Origin of the sequence: Microlunatus spumicola, from assembly GCF_039536445.1 — a bacterium.
In the GTDB taxonomy this organism is placed as follows: Bacteria; Actinomycetota; Actinomycetes; order Propionibacteriales; family Propionibacteriaceae; genus Microlunatus; species Microlunatus spumicola.
In genome coordinates this window covers 1,391,892-1,407,366 of record NZ_BAAAYR010000001.1, presented here as the reverse complement: position 1 = coordinate 1,407,366, position 15,475 = coordinate 1,391,892, and the positions used below count along the sequence as shown (strand labels likewise).

General features: G+C 74.6%; 18 protein-coding genes. 11 read left to right on the top strand and 7 right to left on the bottom strand.

Features of this window, described 5'->3' with window-relative positions:
* Positions 1-12 precede the first annotated feature (12 nt).
* The 4 genes from ABD665_RS06360 (at position 13) to ABD665_RS06345 (ending at position 2,591) form a co-directional block, all read left to right on the top strand.
* A complete protein-coding gene (locus tag ABD665_RS06360) occupies positions 13-774 on the top strand; it encodes an SDR family NAD(P)-dependent oxidoreductase (RefSeq protein WP_204911724.1) in 762 nt (253 codons plus the stop codon).
* On the top strand, positions 771-911 hold the full coding sequence (locus ABD665_RS06355; RefSeq protein ID WP_204911725.1) for a hypothetical protein: 141 nt from the start codon (positions 771-773) through the stop codon (positions 909-911). The genes ABD665_RS06360 and ABD665_RS06355 overlap by 4 nt, the downstream gene beginning before the upstream one ends.
* Positions 908-1,600, top strand: coding sequence for a TMEM175 family protein (locus ABD665_RS06350; RefSeq protein ID WP_204911726.1), 693 nt, complete (start codon positions 908-910; stop codon positions 1,598-1,600). Before ABD665_RS06355 ends, ABD665_RS06350 begins: the two co-directional genes overlap by 4 nt.
* Positions 1,601-1,667: 67 nt before the next feature.
* Positions 1,668-2,591 carry a cation diffusion facilitator family transporter gene (locus tag ABD665_RS06345; protein ID WP_204911727.1) on the top strand — a complete coding sequence of 308 codons (924 nt, stop codon included), beginning with the start codon at positions 1,668-1,670 and terminating at the stop codon, positions 2,589-2,591.
* Positions 2,592-2,697: 106 nt separating this feature from the next.
* On the opposite strand, the gene ABD665_RS06340 is transcribed toward ABD665_RS06345, so the two are convergent.
* Complete coding sequence (locus ABD665_RS06340) at positions 2,698-3,810, bottom strand: ROK family protein (protein ID WP_204911728.1); 1,113 nt, start codon at positions 3,808-3,810, stop codon at positions 2,698-2,700.
* A gap of 44 nt (positions 3,811-3,854) precedes the next feature.
* Between ABD665_RS06340 and ABD665_RS06335 the strand changes: the two genes are divergently transcribed.
* Complete coding sequence (locus ABD665_RS06335) at positions 3,855-4,769, top strand: GRP family sugar transporter (RefSeq protein WP_204911729.1); 915 nt, start codon at positions 3,855-3,857, stop codon at positions 4,767-4,769.
* 16 nt (positions 4,770-4,785) lie between these two features.
* Here the strand turns inward: ABD665_RS06335 and ABD665_RS06330 are convergent, their stop codons facing one another.
* Both ABD665_RS06330 and ABD665_RS06325 read right to left on the bottom strand, forming a co-directional pair.
* Positions 4,786-5,622, bottom strand: coding sequence for an alpha/beta fold hydrolase (locus ABD665_RS06330; RefSeq protein ID WP_204911730.1), 837 nt, complete (start codon positions 5,620-5,622; stop codon positions 4,786-4,788).
* 42 nt (positions 5,623-5,664) lie between these two features.
* Positions 5,665-6,450 carry an SDR family NAD(P)-dependent oxidoreductase gene (locus ABD665_RS06325; protein ID WP_204911731.1) on the bottom strand — a complete coding sequence of 262 codons (786 nt, stop codon included), beginning with the start codon at positions 6,448-6,450 and terminating at the stop codon, positions 5,665-5,667.
* A 105-nt stretch (positions 6,451-6,555) separates the two neighbouring features.
* On the opposite strand from ABD665_RS06325, the gene ABD665_RS06320 reads away from it, so the two are divergent.
* The 4 genes from ABD665_RS06320 (at position 6,556) to ABD665_RS06305 (ending at position 10,025) form a co-directional block, all read left to right on the top strand.
* Positions 6,556-7,152, top strand: coding sequence for a TetR/AcrR family transcriptional regulator (locus ABD665_RS06320; RefSeq protein ID WP_344741488.1), 597 nt, complete (start codon positions 6,556-6,558; stop codon positions 7,150-7,152).
* Between the two features lie 97 nt (positions 7,153-7,249).
* Positions 7,250-7,960 (top strand): hypothetical protein, encoded by a 711-nt coding sequence (locus tag ABD665_RS06315; protein ID WP_204911732.1) that lies wholly within the window; start codon positions 7,250-7,252, stop codon positions 7,958-7,960.
* An 83-nt stretch (positions 7,961-8,043) separates the two neighbouring features.
* Positions 8,044-9,066, top strand: a complete 1,023-nt coding sequence (locus ABD665_RS06310) for a 3-hydroxyacyl-CoA dehydrogenase family protein (RefSeq protein WP_344741486.1) — start codon at positions 8,044-8,046, stop codon at positions 9,064-9,066.
* Entirely contained in the window at positions 9,063-10,025 is a 963-nt protein-coding gene (locus tag ABD665_RS06305) for a TIM barrel protein (protein ID WP_204911733.1), read from the top strand. The genes ABD665_RS06310 and ABD665_RS06305 overlap by 4 nt, the downstream gene beginning before the upstream one ends.
* Positions 10,026-10,048: 23 nt before the next feature.
* Here ABD665_RS06305 and ABD665_RS06300 read toward each other — a convergent pair whose 3' ends face one another.
* Complete coding sequence (locus ABD665_RS06300) at positions 10,049-11,002, bottom strand: WYL domain-containing protein (RefSeq protein WP_204911734.1); 954 nt, start codon at positions 11,000-11,002, stop codon at positions 10,049-10,051.
* A 61-nt stretch (positions 11,003-11,063) separates the two neighbouring features.
* Here ABD665_RS06300 and ABD665_RS06295 point away from each other — a divergent pair, with 61 nt between their 5' ends.
* Positions 11,064-11,471: a VOC family protein gene (locus ABD665_RS06295; RefSeq protein WP_204911735.1), complete on the top strand. Its 408-nt coding sequence runs from the start codon at positions 11,064-11,066 to the stop codon at positions 11,469-11,471.
* Positions 11,472-11,481: 10 nt separating this feature from the next.
* On the opposite strand, the gene ABD665_RS06290 is transcribed toward ABD665_RS06295, so the two are convergent.
* Positions 11,482-12,528, bottom strand: coding sequence for a Gfo/Idh/MocA family protein (locus ABD665_RS06290; RefSeq protein WP_204911736.1), 1,047 nt, complete (start codon positions 12,526-12,528; stop codon positions 11,482-11,484).
* A gap of 38 nt (positions 12,529-12,566) precedes the next feature.
* Positions 12,567-13,289: a hypothetical protein gene (locus tag ABD665_RS06285; RefSeq protein ID WP_204911737.1), complete on the bottom strand. Its 723-nt coding sequence runs from the start codon at positions 13,287-13,289 to the stop codon at positions 12,567-12,569.
* Positions 13,290-13,509: 220 nt separating this feature from the next.
* Between ABD665_RS06285 and ABD665_RS06280 the strand changes: the two genes are divergently transcribed.
* Positions 13,510-14,565, top strand: coding sequence for a hypothetical protein (locus ABD665_RS06280; RefSeq protein WP_204911738.1), 1,056 nt, complete (start codon positions 13,510-13,512; stop codon positions 14,563-14,565).
* A 35-nt stretch (positions 14,566-14,600) separates the two neighbouring features.
* Here ABD665_RS06280 and ABD665_RS06275 read toward each other — a convergent pair whose 3' ends face one another.
* Complete coding sequence (locus ABD665_RS06275; protein WP_204911739.1) at positions 14,601-15,386, bottom strand: aldo/keto reductase; 786 nt, start codon at positions 15,384-15,386, stop codon at positions 14,601-14,603.
* Between the last annotated feature and the right edge of the window lie 89 nt (positions 15,387-15,475).

Below are 15,475 nucleotides of genomic sequence, written 5' to 3'. Positions count from 1 at the left end.
CGTGATCGAGGCATGAGCAGCACGAGGACAGCGGTCGTCACGGGAGCGAGCAGCGGGATCGGGGCCGCCACGGCCCGGGCGCTGGCCGGGGACGGCTGGACCGTCGTCTGCGCCGCGCGGCGGCAGGACCGGGTGGAGGCCCTCGCGGCGGAGATCGGCGGGGTGCCGGCCGTGCTCGACGTGACCGACCGTGCGTCGGTCGAGGCGTTCGCCGCGGGCCTGGGCGAGGAGGTGTCGCTGCTGGTGAACAACGCCGGCATGGCCCTCGGTCAGGAGCCGGTCGCGGAGGCCGACCTCGACGCGTGGGAGCGGATGTACGCCACGAACGTCATCGGCACGACCCGCGTCACGCAGGCGCTGCTGCCGCGGCTGATCGCGAACCGGGGCAAGATCGTCTTCATCACCTCGACGGCGGCGGACACCGCGTACGAGGGCGGCGCCGGCTACTGCGGGGCCAAGGCCGCCGAGCGGATGGTCGCCGGGGCGCTGCGCCTCGAGCTGGTCGACCAGCCCGTCACGGTCCACGACGTCGCGCCGGGCATGGTGCGCACCGACGAGTTCGCGCTGACCCGCTACGCCGGCGATGCCGAGCGCGCGGCCGCCGTCTACGCCGGTGTTGCCGCACCGCTGGTCGCGGACGACGTCGCCGAGATCGTGCGTTGGATCGCCGCGCTCCCCGAGCACGTCGACGTCGACCGGCTCACGGTCCGCCCGCGAGCCCAGGCCGCCCAGCACAAGGTCCACCGCGTCCTCGACCAGAAGGAGCCCTCATGACCCTGCCCACCGGACCCGTCGAACCGGTCCCCGGCCCGCCCGACGGACCGTCGCCCATCCCGACGCCCGACCCCGGTCCCGACCTCGACCCGGCGGGCGACCCGCAGCCGGTCCCCGACCCCGGCCCGATCGAGTGAGCTGGCGCGTCTCGCGCGCCACCCGGCCGACCGACTCCTCGGAGCGGCTCGTCTTCTTCACCGACGCCGTGGTGGCGATCGCGCTGACGCTGCTCGTGCTGCCGCTCGTCGACCTGGTGCCGGAGGCGCGGTCCTCGGGGCTCGACCTCGAGGACCTGCTGCGGGAGAACCTCGGTGAGCTCGGGTCGTTCCTGCTCAGCTTCGCGGTCATCTCGCGGTTCTGGTGGGCGCACCACCAGCTCTTCCGGCACGTGTCCCGCCTGAGCGGGCCGCTCGTGGCCTGGAACCTGCTGTGGATGTTCTCGATCGTGTTCCTGCCCTGGCCGACCGCGATCATCACCGCGTACGAGCCGTCCACCGGCACCGTCCTGCTCTACGTCGGCACCCTGGTCGTGACCAGCGCGTCGCTGACGATGCTGGCGGTGACCGTCCACCGGGACGCGGCGCTGAGCGTCGGCCGCGACCGGGAGACGCGCGACGAGGTCCTCGGCAGCGCGACGTCGCTGGGCGCGCTGCTGGTCGCGCTGGTCCTGGGCAGCCTCTTCCCCGGACCGGTCAACTACAAGGCCCTGCTGCTGCTCTTCCTCAGCGGACCGGTCGAGCACCTGGTGAAGCGCAGCTGGTCGCGCCACCCCGGGCCCGTCGACGGGCCGGACAGGCCCCCGGAGACGGCCGCGGACGTACGCTGAGGTCGATGTCTGCGCAGTCGATCATGGTGCCGGCCGACCGGTGCGGCGGACCCGGCCGGGTCCGCTGATGGGGCACGACCACGCCCACGCGCACGGGACGCTGACCGCGACCGGACGGCACCGCAAGCGGCTGGTGATCGTCATGATCATCACGCTGGCGGTGTTCGTCGCCGAGGTGGTGGGCGGCCTGCTCTCGGGCTCCCTGGCGCTGCTCGCCGACGCGGGCCACATGCTCACCGACTCGGCCGGTCTGGTGATCGCCCTGATCGCCTCCGTGCTGGCCGCGCGCCCGGCGACGAGCGCGCGGACCTACGGGCTGCAGCGGACCGAGGTCCTGGCCGCGCTGGTGAACGGCGTGCTGCTGGTCGCCATCGCCGGCTGGGTGCTCGTCCAGGCGGTCGAGCGCTGGCGCGACCCGGCGGAGGTGTCCAGCGGGCTGATGCTCGGCGTCGCCCTCGTCGGCATCGCCGCCAACGTCGTCGGCCTGCTCGTGCTGCGTGGCGGCAAGGACGAGAGCCTCAACCTGCGCGGTGCCTACCTCGAGGTCCTGGGCGACCTGTTCGGCTCGGTCGCCGTCGTGGTCGCCGCCGTCGTCATCCTCACCACGGGCTGGACGCGCGCCGACGCCATCGCCTCGGTGCTGGTCGTCTGCCTGATCGTGCCGCGCGCCTGGGCCCTCATCCGCGACGTCGTGGACGTGCTGCTCGAGGCGACGCCGCGCGGCGTCGACCTGGCCACGGTCCGCACGCACATCGAGGAGACGCCGGGCGTGGTCGAGGTCCACGACCTGCACGTCTGGACCATCACCAGCGGCCTGCCCGTGCTCTCCGCCCACGTCGTCGTCGCGCACGAGCACCTCGCGCGCGGACGTTCCGGCGAGATCCTCGACAGCCTGGGCAGCTGCCTCGGCGAGCACTTCGACGTCGCCCACTGCACCTTCCAGCTCGAGCCCGAGGGCCACCGCGCCCACGAACCCGCCCACCACGCCTGACCCCTCACCCTTCTCTTCCGCCGCTGGGCCTGACCACTGGTCACGTCGGCGCTCTCCGGAGGCCTGCGGCGAGGTCGACGTGACCAGTGGTCGGCGGACGTGAGGTTCAGGCCAACGTCAGCAGCAGGGCCGACCACGCCTCCTCGGCGGCGCCGGCGACGGGGCCGTCGTCGCCCAGGGCCGCGGGCAGCACCGGGGGCGGGTCGTCGCGGCGGTAGGCCATCAGCCCGGCGCGGTAGGCGGCCTCGACCTCGGGGCCGGCGGCGGCGAGCAGGTCCACCCCGAGCCCGCCGAGCGTGACCAGGTCGGCGTCGACGCCGTTCACCAGGCCGGCGATCCCGCGCCCGAGCGCCGCCGCCACCGTCCGTACGGCCGCGCGCTCGTCCGCCTCGGTCGCCGTACGGATGAGCTGCCGGGCGTACGCGACGTGGTCGCGGGGGACCGGGCGCCCCAGGAGGCGGGCGAGGGCGGTCCCGTCCACCGCGGTGCCCCAGCAGCCCCGGGCCCCGCAGGGGCAGCGGACCGCGGGGTCGCCGAAGGGCATGTGGCCGAACTCGCCGGCCGTGCCGGTGGCACCGGCCAGCACGGTGCCGTGGTCGACGACGGCCCCGCCGAGGCCCGCCTCGACGTGCAGGTGCAGGGCGACCGCGGCGCCCACGGCCGCACCCCGCCGCGACTCCGCGGCGGCGGCCAGGCTGGCGTCGTTCCGGGCGACGAGCACGGGGGCGTCGGGCCAGAGCTCGCGCAGGTCGATGTCGTGCCACAGCAGGGTGGCCGCGTCCAGGCGGGCCGCGGCGGTGACGGTGCCGGGCACGGAGAGGCCGAGCGCCTGCGGCCGGCCGTCGTAGCGGTCCCGGAACGTGGCGACGGTCGCGGCGAGCGTGGTGGCGAGCGTGGCCCACTCCGCCCCGTGCCGGCCCTCCTCGGTGGCCAGCGCCGTCCCGCCCAGCTCGACCACGTCGACCCGCCAGGTCTCGTGCGTGATGGCCGCGGCCAGCACGAGCGGGCCCTGCGGGTGCGGCACCAGGGTGGTCGTCGGCCGGCCCCGGGCCCCGCTCGGCGCGGCGGGGACCTCGGCCAGCAGGCTCGCCCGCGACAGGCGGGCGACGATCTCCGTCGCCGCACCCGTCCCCACCCCGAGCAGCCGGGCGGCATCGGCGCGGGTGAGCCCGGGGTGCGCGTGCGCGGCCTGAAGCAGGGCGGTCGAGCGGCTGGGCACGGGGCTCCTTTCTTTTGCTCGTTCAAAGAGTTTAACCTGGGGACATGTCTGTTCTCCTCGCCATCATGATGGTCGTCGCGCTCGGGACGTGGATCCCGCTGGCCCAGCTGTGGCCGGCCACGCCGGAGCGCACGCGGATCTTCTACGTGGCCGTCGGCAACGTCGTGCTGGCGGGCGCCGCCCTGCTCGTGGGTGGCGGGGGGCTGCAGCCGGGCTGGCGCACCTTCTGGCTCCCGCTGCTCGGCGGCGTGGTCTGGGCGGCCGGCAACTACTGCGTCCTGCGGGCGGCCCGGCTGATCGGGCTCGCCCGTGCCGCCGGTACCTGGACCCCGCTCAACATCGTCGTGGCCTTTCTCGGGGGCGCGCTGCTCTTCGGCGAGCTCGACGGCTTCTCCGTCCTCGGGATCGTCGTGCTCGTCGCGGGCTTCCTGGCCGTCGTGGCCGGGGTGCTGCTCATCGCCGGCGCGCGCGAGGAGCCGGCCGCGCCCGGGACGCAGCCCCACGAGACCTCGGCCACGACCCGGCCGGCGTCCAAGCGCGCGGGCTTCCTCTGGGCCGGAGCGGCCGGGGTCCTGTGGGGCAGCTACTTCATCCCGGCCCAGTGGGCGGGCGTGCCGGCCTCGGTCAGCAACGTCCCGCTCGCCCTCGGGATCCTGGTCGGCGCCCTGGTGCTCTGCCTCCCCGCGCGCGAGCCCGTCCGGCTCGCGCTGCGGCCCACGCTCGGGCTGCTGGGCGCCGGGCTCCTCTTCGGGCTCGGCAACCTCGCCCTACTCGGCCTCGTGTCCCGGGTGGGGACCGGGACCGGCTTCACCATCGCCCAGCTCAGCCTGGCCGTGAACGCCGGCATCGGCATCTGGTTCTTCCACGTCCCGCGGCCCGGCACGAGGCAGGCCCGCACGGTCCTGACCGGCATCGTCATCGCCGGGATCGGCGGGGGCGCCATCGCGGCGCTGCGGTGAGCCTCCCTCGCGACGATCAGGCGGGCGCGGGTGCGAGCGCCCCGGTCTCCTGCCGCGCGATCCAGCCCAGGGTGGTCTCGGCCACGTCGCGCCAGCCCGCGTCGATGGTCAGCGAGTGCCCGCGGCCCTCGACCACCTCGTAGTCCGTCGTCGAGGGGTTGTCGGCGTAGAGCTTCACGACGGCTTCGGTGACGGACCGCGGGACCGTGTGGTCCTCGGTGCCGCTGAGCAGCAGCAGCGGTCCCCGGACGGCGTGGTGGGAGTCGACGGCGGCGGCCGAGTGGCGGCTGAAGTTCGCCGTCGCGTCCTCGAAGAGGGGCCGGCCCGGGCCCGGGATCGTCCACCGCGCGTGCAGCGCGTCGGACTCGGCCTCCGTCAGGGCGTTGCCGAAGCTGTAGCGGAACTGCTCGGCCGTCAGCGAGACGGTCCGCTTCCGGTTCGCCGGGTTGCCGAGGACCGGCAGGCCCGAGCGGAGCTGGGCGAAGGGCAGGACCTTCACGCCCTTGATCGGGGCCGGGTCGATGGCGACGGCGGCGACGGCGTAGCCGTTCGCGAGGAGCTCCTGGGCGATCAGCCCGCCGAACGAGTGCCCGACGACCACCGGGCGTGCGGGCATGGCCTCGATGATCTCGGCGTAGTGCCGGCAGATGTCCAGGATCCCGACGCCGTCCAGGGCGTGCGGGTCGTCACGGGTCGCCTGCACGGTGTCTCCGTCGCCCGGCCAGCCCGGCGCCGAGGTGACGTACCCCTGCGCCTCGAAGAGGTCCTGCCAGTCGCGCCAGGCGCTGCTGTGGATCCAGAGCCCGTGGACGAACAGCACCGGGTGCGGACGGGTGACGGTGGGCTGGGTCATGCGGGCTCCTCGGGTTCGGCGGGACGGTGCGGGGCTGGGCGTTTAGAGCGTGGGGACGAGGCCGCCGTCGATGCCGACGTCGGTACCCGTGACGTTCGCCGTCCGGCTGCTGGCCAGCAGCAGCACGAGGTCGGCCACCTCGTCCGGCCGCGTGAACCGGCCCGTGACCGCCCCGCTGGCGGCCTGGGCGGCCACGACGGCGGCGTCGCCGGCGCCGGAACGGGCGAGGGCCGCGGCCACGCCGTGCTCACCGAGCCACAGCCCGGTCTCCACGGGCCCGGGGCTCACCGTGTTTACGCGGATGCCGAGCGGACCCAGCTCCTTCGACAACGCCTTGCAGACGTTGGTGACGGCGGCCTTGGCGGCGGAGTAGTCGAGGACGAGCGGGTCGGGCAGGTAGGCGTTGACCGAGCTGACCGTGACGATGCTCCCGCCGCCGCGCCGCACCATCTCGGGCACCGCCGCCCGGGTCGTCCGGACCGTGGCCATCAGGGTGAGGGCGAAGGAGGCCTCCCAGTCGGCGTCGGTGATGCTCAGGAAGCCGCCCGTGCGTGGGGTGACGGCGCCCGCGTTGTTCACGAGGACGTCGACGCCGCCCAGCTCCGCCGCACGGGCGACGAGCGCCTGCGGGCCGGCCGCGGTGCTGAGGTCGACCGGGACGAAGTGCACCCGACCTGTGTCCTGCAGCCGCGGCAGGTCGCTCCCGGGCGAGCGGGCGCCGGCGACGACCACGGCGCCCTCCGCCACCAGCGCGGTCGTGACGGCGAGCCCGATGCCCTTGCTGGCCCCCGTGACGACGGCGATCTTCCCGCTGAGCTCGAGGTCCATGGCGGCCTGTCTGTGCGTCGGTCTCAGGTAGACGGATCCGTCTATCTACTACTTTTGGTGAGTATGGAGCAGGTTCTCGGGACCTGGCAAGAGGGAAGGACGGACGTGACCGGCGCGACCAGCAAGGCGGGCCCCCGGGTGGGCTCGAAGCCCTCCGTGGCCCGCGAGCGGATCCTCGCCACCGCGAGCCGGCTCTTCTACGCCGTCGGGATCCGCGCCGTCGGGGTCGACCGGGTGATCGCCGAGTCCCAGGTCGCGCGGATGACCTTCTTCCGCCACTTTCCGACGAAGGACGACCTCGTGGTGGCCTTCCTCGCCCGGCGGGTGGAGCTCGCGGAGGCCGAGCTCGCGCAGCTGCGGGCCGACGCCGGGGACGACTGGCCGCGCGCGCTGCTCGGCTGGGTGGCCGACGGCGTCACGACCGCGCGCGGCACCGAGGGCTTCCGTGGGTGCGAGTTCATCAACACCGCGGCGGAGTTCAGCGACCCGAGCCACCCCGTCCGGGCCATCGCCGCGCGGCACCGCGCCTGGATCCGGGACCAGATGCAGGAGGCGCTGGTCGCCCTCGGTCACCCGGCCCCCGCGCTCACGGCCCAGCACCTGCTGATGCTGCGCACGGCGGCCGTGGTGGCCGCGTCCCTCGAGGGGTTCGACGACGACGAGGGCACCTTCGCCCGCACCTGGTGGTCGTTGATCGCCTGAGGCCCGTGGTCCTCCGGCGCCGGGCGCCATCGCCGCGCTGCGCTGACCTCGCCTGATCTTCGGCGGACCGACCGGCCTTAGCCGTAGCGTGCCGTCCATGACCGGTCGGGCGCGGGACGCGTGGTTCGTGGCGGGGCTGCTCCTCGCCGCCGCCGGGGTGCTGACCGCCGTCTCGTACGCGGCCCACTGGTCGCCCTGCGCCGGGGACGCGTTCCGGTCGGAGCTCTGCTCGCGACGGCGCGACACCTGGCTGGTCCCGCCGTTCATGGCCGACCCTGGCGACCGGGTGCCGTGGGTGACCGGGCCGGTCGCCGTGGCCTCCCTCCTGGCCGGCCTGTCGTGGCCGGCCGTCCTCCGGGCCCTCCCGCTGCGCCGTCCGACCCGCGTGGTCGGTCTGCTGCTGGCCCTGCAGACCGTCTCGATCGGCGTCTGGTCGGTCGTGTCGGCCTTCACCCCGCTGATCGACCCCGAGGCACCGATCCAGCCGCTGTGGTGGGTCGGCGGGGAGGTGCTGGCGGTCGTCTTCGTGCTGCTCCTGGTCCTCGAGTCCGACCACGAGCCGCGGCTGCCCGGGTCCGTGGTCTGGGCGGTCGTCGCCGTCGTCGGGGCGACGACGTTCGGGCTCGTCCGGTTCTCGGTCGAGCTGATGGCGTTCGGCGGTCACCTCGGCGACGGCTACCCGCGCCGTGGTGCCGGCTTCGGCCTCGCGGCCACGCTGCTGCTCTGCGGTGCGGCCCTGGTCGTCCGCTCGCGCCTGGCGGCGCGCGTCGCCCGCCCGGCCCGGTCGGAGGCCGTCGGGCTAGTTTGAGCGTCGGAGGCGCCACCACCCGAGACCGGCGCCACCGGGGCGGGCAACGGCGTCGCCCGGACGTGGGTGGGGGAGTGCAGCGCGTGAGCATCACGAACGTGGCCGTCGTCGGAGCCGGGTACATGGGGGGCGGGATCGCCCAGGTCCTGGCCATCGCGGGCTTCCAGGTCGTCATCAGCGACGCGGACGCCGAGACCACCCGGAACCACCTCGAGCGGCTGCGCCAGGAGGCGCGGACGTTCGAGGACCAGGGGCTCTTCGACCCGGGGTCGACCGCCCTCGTCGAGGCGAACCTCCGCGCCGCGGACAGCCTCGAGGCCGCCGTGGCCGACGCCGACTTCATCGAGGAGGCCGTCTCGGAGAACCCGGCGGTCAAGGGCCCGGTGCTCGCCGCCATCGAGGCCGCCGCCCGCCCGGACGCCGTGATCGGGAGCAACACCTCGACCCTGCCGATCAGCGGGCTGGCCGTGAACCTGACGCACGCCGAGCGGTTCCTGGGCGTGCACTTCTCCAACCCGGCCCCCTTCATCCCTGGCGTCGAGCTGATCGCGCACGCGGGGACGAACGAGGCGGCCGTCGTCGCGGCGGAGGAGCTGGTGGCCCGGACGGGCAAGCTCACCGCCCGCGTGACCGACCGGGCGGGCTTCGTGCTGAACCGCCTCCAGTACGCGCTGCTGAAGGAGGCCGCGACCCTCGTCGAGGACGGCGTCGCGACCGCGGAGGACGTCGACATCGTCGTGCGGACCACGTTCGGCTACCGGCTGCCCTTCTTCGGGCCGTTCGCCATCGCCGACATGGCGGGCCTCGACATCTACGAGGCCGGCTTCGGCACCCTGTCCGAGCACTACGGCGAGCGCTTCGCGACCCCGGCCGTGCTCACCGAGCTCGTCGCGAGCGGCCACCTGGGCGTGAAGCAGGACGGCGGGTTCGTCATCCCGGCCGGCGACTCGGCCCCGCTCGTCGCCTACCGCAACCGCGCGTACGCCCGGCTCGGTCAGCTCCTGCGCGAGCTCGGCCCGGCCCCGACCGTCGGCGGGAGCGGGACGCCCCCGGAGGCCCTGGCGAACCCGGAGACGCCCGACACCATCGAGGAGCAGCAGCGATGACCGTCACCACGAACACCCCCGGCTCGCCCGTCCCGTACACGGCCGAGAACTGGCCGATCGCCGCGGCCATGCTCGCCTTCGGCGGCACGGACTCCAAGGGCGGCCCGATCCAGGACGCCGACCCGGAGGAGTGGGCCCGGCAGCTGCGACTGGTGTCGCGGGTGGGGTTCACCGAGGTCGACCTCACCGACACCTGGGTGCGTGTCGCCGACCTCGACGCCGCCCGGCTCGCCGACTTCCGCGGCGCGCTCGGCGACGCCGGGCTGACCGTCCCGGCGATCTCGACCTCGCGCCGCAGCGTCATGGACCCCGAGCGCGCGGACGAGTACCTCGACTACAGCCACCGGCTGATCGACGTCGCCGCCGGGCTCGGGGTGCCGATCGTCAGCTTCGGCTTCTTCCAGGCCTTCACGCCCGCCCAGGCGAAGGCGCTCTGGTTCTGGCTGGAGCAGGGCTGGCAGGACGACGAGTCGGCGGAGGCGCGTGCCCTCGCGGCGTCGCGGATCCGCGAGCTCGCCGAGCACGCCGCGGGCAACGGTCAGCAGATCAGCCTGGAGATGTACGAGGACACGTACGTCGGCACCTGCGACTCGGCCGTCGCCTTCCTGAAGGAGGTCGACCACCCGGCGTGCGGGCTCAACCCCGACATCGGCAACTTCATCCGGCTGCACCGCCCGATGGACCCGATCCCGGAGATGTTCGAGAAGGTGCTCCCGTACGCCAACTTCTGGCACGTGAAGAACTACTCGCGCGACGAGGACCCGGCGACCGGCACGGTGGCCACGTTCCCGCTGCCGATGGAGTTCGGGCTGATCAACTACCGGTCGATCATCGGCCGGGCGCTGGAGCTGGGGTTCCGCGGGCCGTTCCTCTGCGAGCACTACGGCAGCGACAGCCTCGGCGTGATCGCGCGGAACCGCCGCTACATCCGCGAGCTCCTGGACACGATGCTGGACTGAGGGCGCGGGTTCGCGAGGCGGGGTCAGGCGTCGAGGAGGCGCCGGCCCAGCCTCTGGAGCCGTCCCCGCAGCTCGTCGGGACGTTCGACGACCAGGTCGGCGTCGAGCGCGGCGAGCGTGGCGGGCACCCAGTCGAGCCGCTCGGCGCGCAGCTCGACCCGGGTCCAGCCCTCGTCGTCGGCCACCGGCGTCAGCGTCGCCAGGCCCGCGGGCAGGCGTCGCCTCACCGTGGCCTCGTCGGCGTGCACCCGCACCGACACCTCGTGGCGCCAAGGCGTCCCCGCGAGCGCCTGCAGCACCGCGTCCTGCGGCGAGAAGTCGACCGGGACCTCGAACCGTTCGGCGCGCGGCCGGACCGTGGTGATCCGGTCGAGGCGGAACGTCCGGACCTGGTCGCGCGCGACGTCGAGGCCGGTGAGGTACCAGTGCCCGCCGTGCGCGACGATCCCGTACGGCTGCACCACCCGCTCGGTGACCCGGTCCTCCCGGCTGGTGTGGACGACGTCGACGGCGGTCCCGGCACGGGCGGCCTCGGCGGCGGCGAGCAGCACGTCCGCCCCGGCGGGGAGGCCGACCGAGGTCGTCCCGCTGACCTCGACGACGCCGAGCAGCGCGTCGAGCCGCGACGCCAGACGTCGGGGCAGGGCGCGGCGCACCTTGGCCGCCGCGCTCTCCGCGGCGAGCCGGGCCGCGCCGGCGCTCGTCCGCGCGCTCGCGAGCAGCCCGACGAGCACGGCGGTCGCCTCCTCGTCGGTGAACATCAACGGCGGCAGCTTGAAGGTCGGGGCCAGGCGGTAGCCGCCGTAGCGGCCGCGCACCGACTCCACGGGCACGTCGAGGTCGAGCAGGTGCACGACGTAGCGGCGCACGGTCCGCTCGTCGACCCCGAGGCGACCGGCGAGCTCCGCGAGGGTGTGCGTCCCGCCGGCCTGCAGGATCTCCAGCAGGCCGAGGACGCGGGCGGTCGGTCGGGCCACGTCGAGAATCTAGCCGGATACCGGCCGGATCCTGTCCGGTAACGGTCCTACCGTCGGCGGCATGAACCTCGTCTCCGTCCGCATCATCACCGCCGACGTCGACCGGATGGTCGACTTCTACGCCCGGCTCACGGGCGCGCCGGTCGACCGGCCGGTCCCCGACTTCGCCGAGCTCCGCACCCCCGACGGCACCCTGGCCATCGGCAGCACCCGGACCGTCGGGCTGTTCGGACCCGGCAGCGCCGAGGCCGCCGCGAACCGGTCGCTGATCATCGAGCTCCTGGTCGACGACGTCGACGACACGTACGCCTCGCTCCAGGGGTGGGTCACGACCTTCGTCAACGTGCCCACCACGATGCCCTGGGGCAACCGGTCGCTGCTGCTGCGCGACCCCGACGGCAACCTCGTGAACCTGTTCAGCCCGGCGACGCCGGCGGCGCGCGAGAAGTTCAGCCGCTACGCGCGGTGAGCCGGACCGGTCAGCGCGAGATCGGGGGCACGTCCACGGTGGTGCCGGTCGCGGCGCTGCGGCGGGCGGCGTCGATGACGGTGGCCGTCGCGACCGCGTCCCAGGGGTCGACGGGGATGGAGCCCTCGCCGCGGACCGCCGCCGCGAACTCGGCGTAGAACGCGTCCCAGCGGCCGCGCTCGCTCGGCACGACCTCGCTCTCGGTCCCCAGGGTCAGGGTGCCCCAGGCCGACTCCGGCTCCGTGCCCCACGCGTCGCCCTCGCTCGCGGGCGAGCGCCCGGCGATCAGCGCCTCCTCCTGCCCGTCCATCGGGCTGGTCACGACGTAGCTGCCCTCGCTGCCGCTCACCCGGAACCGGGGCCGCGGCGCCGCCTGGCGCCAGGCCCCCGTGAGCTCGGAGCGCATCCCGCTCGCGTGCTGCAGGTGCACCAGGACGTCGTCCTCGTTCTCCGGCCCGACCTCGTGCGTCTCGGCGTACACCCGGTCCACCGGACCGAAGAGGTGCAGGGCCTGGTCGACGAGGTGGCTGCCGAAGTCGCGCAGCAGCCCGCCGCCCGCGGCCGGCGGGGTGAGGTCCGCGGCCCAGCGCTCGAAGGCCGACTCGAAGCGGCGCACCTCGCCGAGGCGGCCCGAGGCCAGCACACGGCGGAGCGTCAGCAGGTCGGAGTCCCAGCGGCGGTTCTGGTACGGGGTGACGAGCACGCCCTCCCGCTCGGCCAGCTCGACCGTACGGCGGGCGGCGTCCGCGTCCAGGGCGAAGGGCTTGTCGCAGACCACCGGCAGGCCGCGGCGCAGGAGGTCGTCGGTCAGCGTGGAGTGCGTGGCGGCCGGGGTGCACACCGTGACGGCGTCCACCCCGGCCGCGAGCAGGTCGTCGACGGTGTCGTGGAGGGCGACCCCGGGGTGCTCCGCGGCGACCTCGGCCCGCCGCTCGGGCGAGCGGGTCACCACGCCCACCAGCGTGCACCCCGCGGCGCCGGCGATCAGCGGGGCGTGGAAGTAACGCCCCCCGAAGCCGTAGCCGACCAGCCCGATCCTCACCTCTGCGTCCGACACCGGGGGATCGTACCGACCGGGGCTGGTCGGCCGGCGCGTCAGCCCTTGCTGACGCGGACGACGCGGGGGCCGCTCCGGGCGCCGTCCAGGGTGGCGGTGTCGGCCAGGACGACGGTCAGCGTGGTGGTCTGCTGCAGCCGGACGTGGCCGGAGAAGGTTCCGTCGGCCCGCGTCCTCAACGTCGTGAAGGTCCGGCCGTCCCCGGCCAGGGTGACGACCCGGCCGGCGCCGCCCGGGGTGACCTTGCCGCTGACGGCGAACGTCGTCCCGCGGCGGGCGGTGACGGGAGCCTGCAAGGTGAGGTGCGCGGTGGCGTGGACCGCGAGGTTCCGGCTCACGGAACGCCTGGCGGCCGAGGAGAGGCTCGCGCTGCGTGAACCGGCGTAGCGCAGCTGGTAGGTCGTGTGGGCGGTCGGGGTGACGCGCAGCTCGACGTCCCCGGAACGGTCCGTCTGGGCCTTCTTCACGAGCGCCCAGCGCGTCCCGGTCCTCGCCCACAGCTCGACCTGCTGCCGGTGACCGAGGCTCTTCCCGCCGGCCCAGCGCAGCGACCCGGACAGGTGGATCGCACCGTACGGATCGCTGTCGCCGTACGCGGTCAGCGTGAGCGCGGTCGCGCGGACCGACGCCCGGGCGCTGGCGACCGGGTGGCCGACGGGCGGGGCGGCGAAGGCGGTGAGGGCCGGCTGGACGGGGGCGAGCAGGGCCGCCCCGAGGACGAGGGCGGTCAGCGGGCGGTGCAGGCGGGACTGGCTGGGCACGGGGAGCTCCTGGTCGTTCTGAGGTCTGCGGGGGAAGCGGCAGTCATCGTGCCTGGAGGTACTCACTCGTCGCAGGAGAAACATGAGTCACAACCGTCACACCAGGAACCTGACCGGATCGGCTTCGCGCGCGGGACCGATCGGCTAGGGGGGAGCGGTGGCATCCCGCGGCACCAGCCGGCGTCCGGCGGCGGTCGCGGCGGAGGCTGATACTGGCGACGTGACGGGTCCGGAGCAGCTCGTCGACGACGGCCCCCGGCTCGGCCGACGGCGGACGTGGGTGGTCCTCGCCGTCGTGCTGGTCGTGCTCGTCGGTCTGGGGGTGCTCCGCTTCGGCGGGTCGCAGCCGGACACCGCCCCGGCGCCCGCGCCCGCGCCCACGCTCCCGGGAGAGTCGTCGACGGACCCACGGGCCTGGCCGGACGACCTCCCGCCGGGCACGCTGCTGGTGGGCGGCGGAGGTCAGGTCGTCGGCCTCGACGCGAGCACCGGTGCCCTGGCGATCGCCCCGGTCGGGCTCGAGCCCGCGGGCACGGTCCTGACCGTCCTGGCCGACGGCGTCCTCGTCTGGCGTCCGGGCGGCCGGGGGACCCGGCTGCTCGCGGTGGACGGTCTGGCCCCGCGGACGGTCAGGGGCGGGCTCCGCTCGGCCACGTCGTTCCTTCCCGGCCCGGACGGCCGGGTCTGGGCGACGGACACCTCCCGGGAGCGGGCGACCACGTGGCGCCTGATCGACTGGCGGGGCCGGACGGCCCGCACCGTCGACGTGCCGCGGCCGGTCGTGGGCGACGGGGCCGGCGGGTTCCTGGAGGTCGGCCGGCGCGAGGTCCGGCCGGTCTTCCCGCTCGTGGAGCGGCGCGCGGAGCCGGGCGACCTGGTGGCGACCGGGCCCGACGGCCACGTGGTGCGCTCGTGCGCCGAGGGGGAGTGCCGCTTCACGCTCGTCCGCCGGGACGGGACCACGGAGGACCTCGACACGGCGGTCGGCGACGACACCAGCGCGGGCACGCTCTCGCCGGGCAACGGTCTCCTCGCGGTGACGGAGAAGGTCGGGGGCAGGAGCACGATCCGCGTCAGCGTCGTCGCCACCGGCGAGGTGAAGGAGATCTTCCCCTCGACCCGGCAGACGGCGGACGACGCGGTCTGGCTCGACGACCGGTGGCTCGCGCTGCTCAGCGAGGAGCGCCTCGTGCTCTACGACACGACCGAGGAGCGAGTCGTGACGCCTCGGGTCTCGATCGACGGCCCGGGGCCGCTGGCCTGGCGACCCGCCTGACCCGGTCCCGTACGCCGGGCCGGGCGGGTCGGGTCTCAGGCGCCGAGCGCGTCGATCTCGGCGACCTCGTCGTCGCTCAGCCGGATCCGGGCGCCCGCGGCGTTGGCCTCGATCCGCTCGCGGCGAGCGGACTTGGGGATCACGACGAAGCCGTGCGCGACGTGCCACGCGACGATCACCTGGGCGCTGGTCGCGTCGTGGGCCTCGGCGATCCGGACGAGCGTGGGGTCGTCGAGGTTGCTCGCCTTGAACGGGCTGTAGCCCTCGAGGACCACACCGCGCTCGGCGAGGCCGGTGGCGAGCGAGGCGTCATAGATGCCGGGGCTCCAGCGGATCTGGTTCACGGCGGGCGTCACGCCGGTCGCGGCCACGAGCTCGTCGATCTGCTCCAGCGAGTAGTTGCTGACGCCGATGCTGGTGGCGAGCCCGTCCTGCTGCGCCTGGACGACCTGCGACCAGACCTCGGGGGAGGCCTGCCCGTTCGGCGGCCAGTGCACCAGCCACAGGTCGACGCGCTCCACGCCGAGCTTGGTCAGGCTCTCCTCGATGGTCTGGCGCTCGTGGCCCACGTTCTCCGGCGGGAGCTTGGTGGTGATGAAGACGGACTCGCGGTCCAGCCCGGAGGAGGCCAGCGCCTTGCCGATGCCGGCCTCGTTGCGGTAGCCGGTGGCCGTGTCGATGTGGCGGTAGCCCAGCTCGAGCGCGGTCGTCGTCGCCTGCGGCGCGTCCGCGTCGTCGATCTGCCACGTGCCGAAGCCCAGTAGCGGCATCCGGTGCTGACCGAGGGGGACCGCGGGTTCGGTGAAGTCGGAGGTGGTCATGGCCCCATCCAACTCGATGCCCCCGGGAGGGTGCGGCGGGGTCGCGGGCCGTACGCGTGCCGACAGAGGACGGCTGCGTCGGGCCTCGT

Coding starts and splice junctions, on each gene's coding strand:
- ABD665_RS06360 (WP_204911724.1), top strand. CDS start 13: ATGAGCAGCACGAGGACAGCGGTCGTCACGGGAGCGAGCAGCGGGATC.
- ABD665_RS06355 (WP_204911725.1), top strand. CDS start 771: ATGACCCTGCCCACCGGACCCGTCGAACCGGTCCCCGGCCCGCCCGAC.
- ABD665_RS06345 (WP_204911727.1), top strand. CDS start 1,668: ATGGGGCACGACCACGCCCACGCGCACGGGACGCTGACCGCGACCGGA.
- ABD665_RS06335 (WP_204911729.1), top strand. CDS start 3,855: ATGTCTGTTCTCCTCGCCATCATGATGGTCGTCGCGCTCGGGACGTGG.
- ABD665_RS06330 (WP_204911730.1), bottom strand. CDS start 5,622: ATGACCCAGCCCACCGTCACCCGTCCGCACCCGGTGCTGTTCGTCCAC.
- ABD665_RS06325 (WP_204911731.1), bottom strand. CDS start 6,450: ATGGACCTCGAGCTCAGCGGGAAGATCGCCGTCGTCACGGGGGCCAGC.
- ABD665_RS06315 (WP_204911732.1), top strand. CDS start 7,250: ATGACCGGTCGGGCGCGGGACGCGTGGTTCGTGGCGGGGCTGCTCCTC.
- ABD665_RS06305 (WP_204911733.1), top strand. CDS start 9,063: ATGACCGTCACCACGAACACCCCCGGCTCGCCCGTCCCGTACACGGCC.
- ABD665_RS06295 (WP_204911735.1), top strand. CDS start 11,064: ATGAACCTCGTCTCCGTCCGCATCATCACCGCCGACGTCGACCGGATG.
- ABD665_RS06275 (WP_204911739.1), bottom strand. CDS start 15,386: ATGACCACCTCCGACTTCACCGAACCCGCGGTCCCCCTCGGTCAGCAC.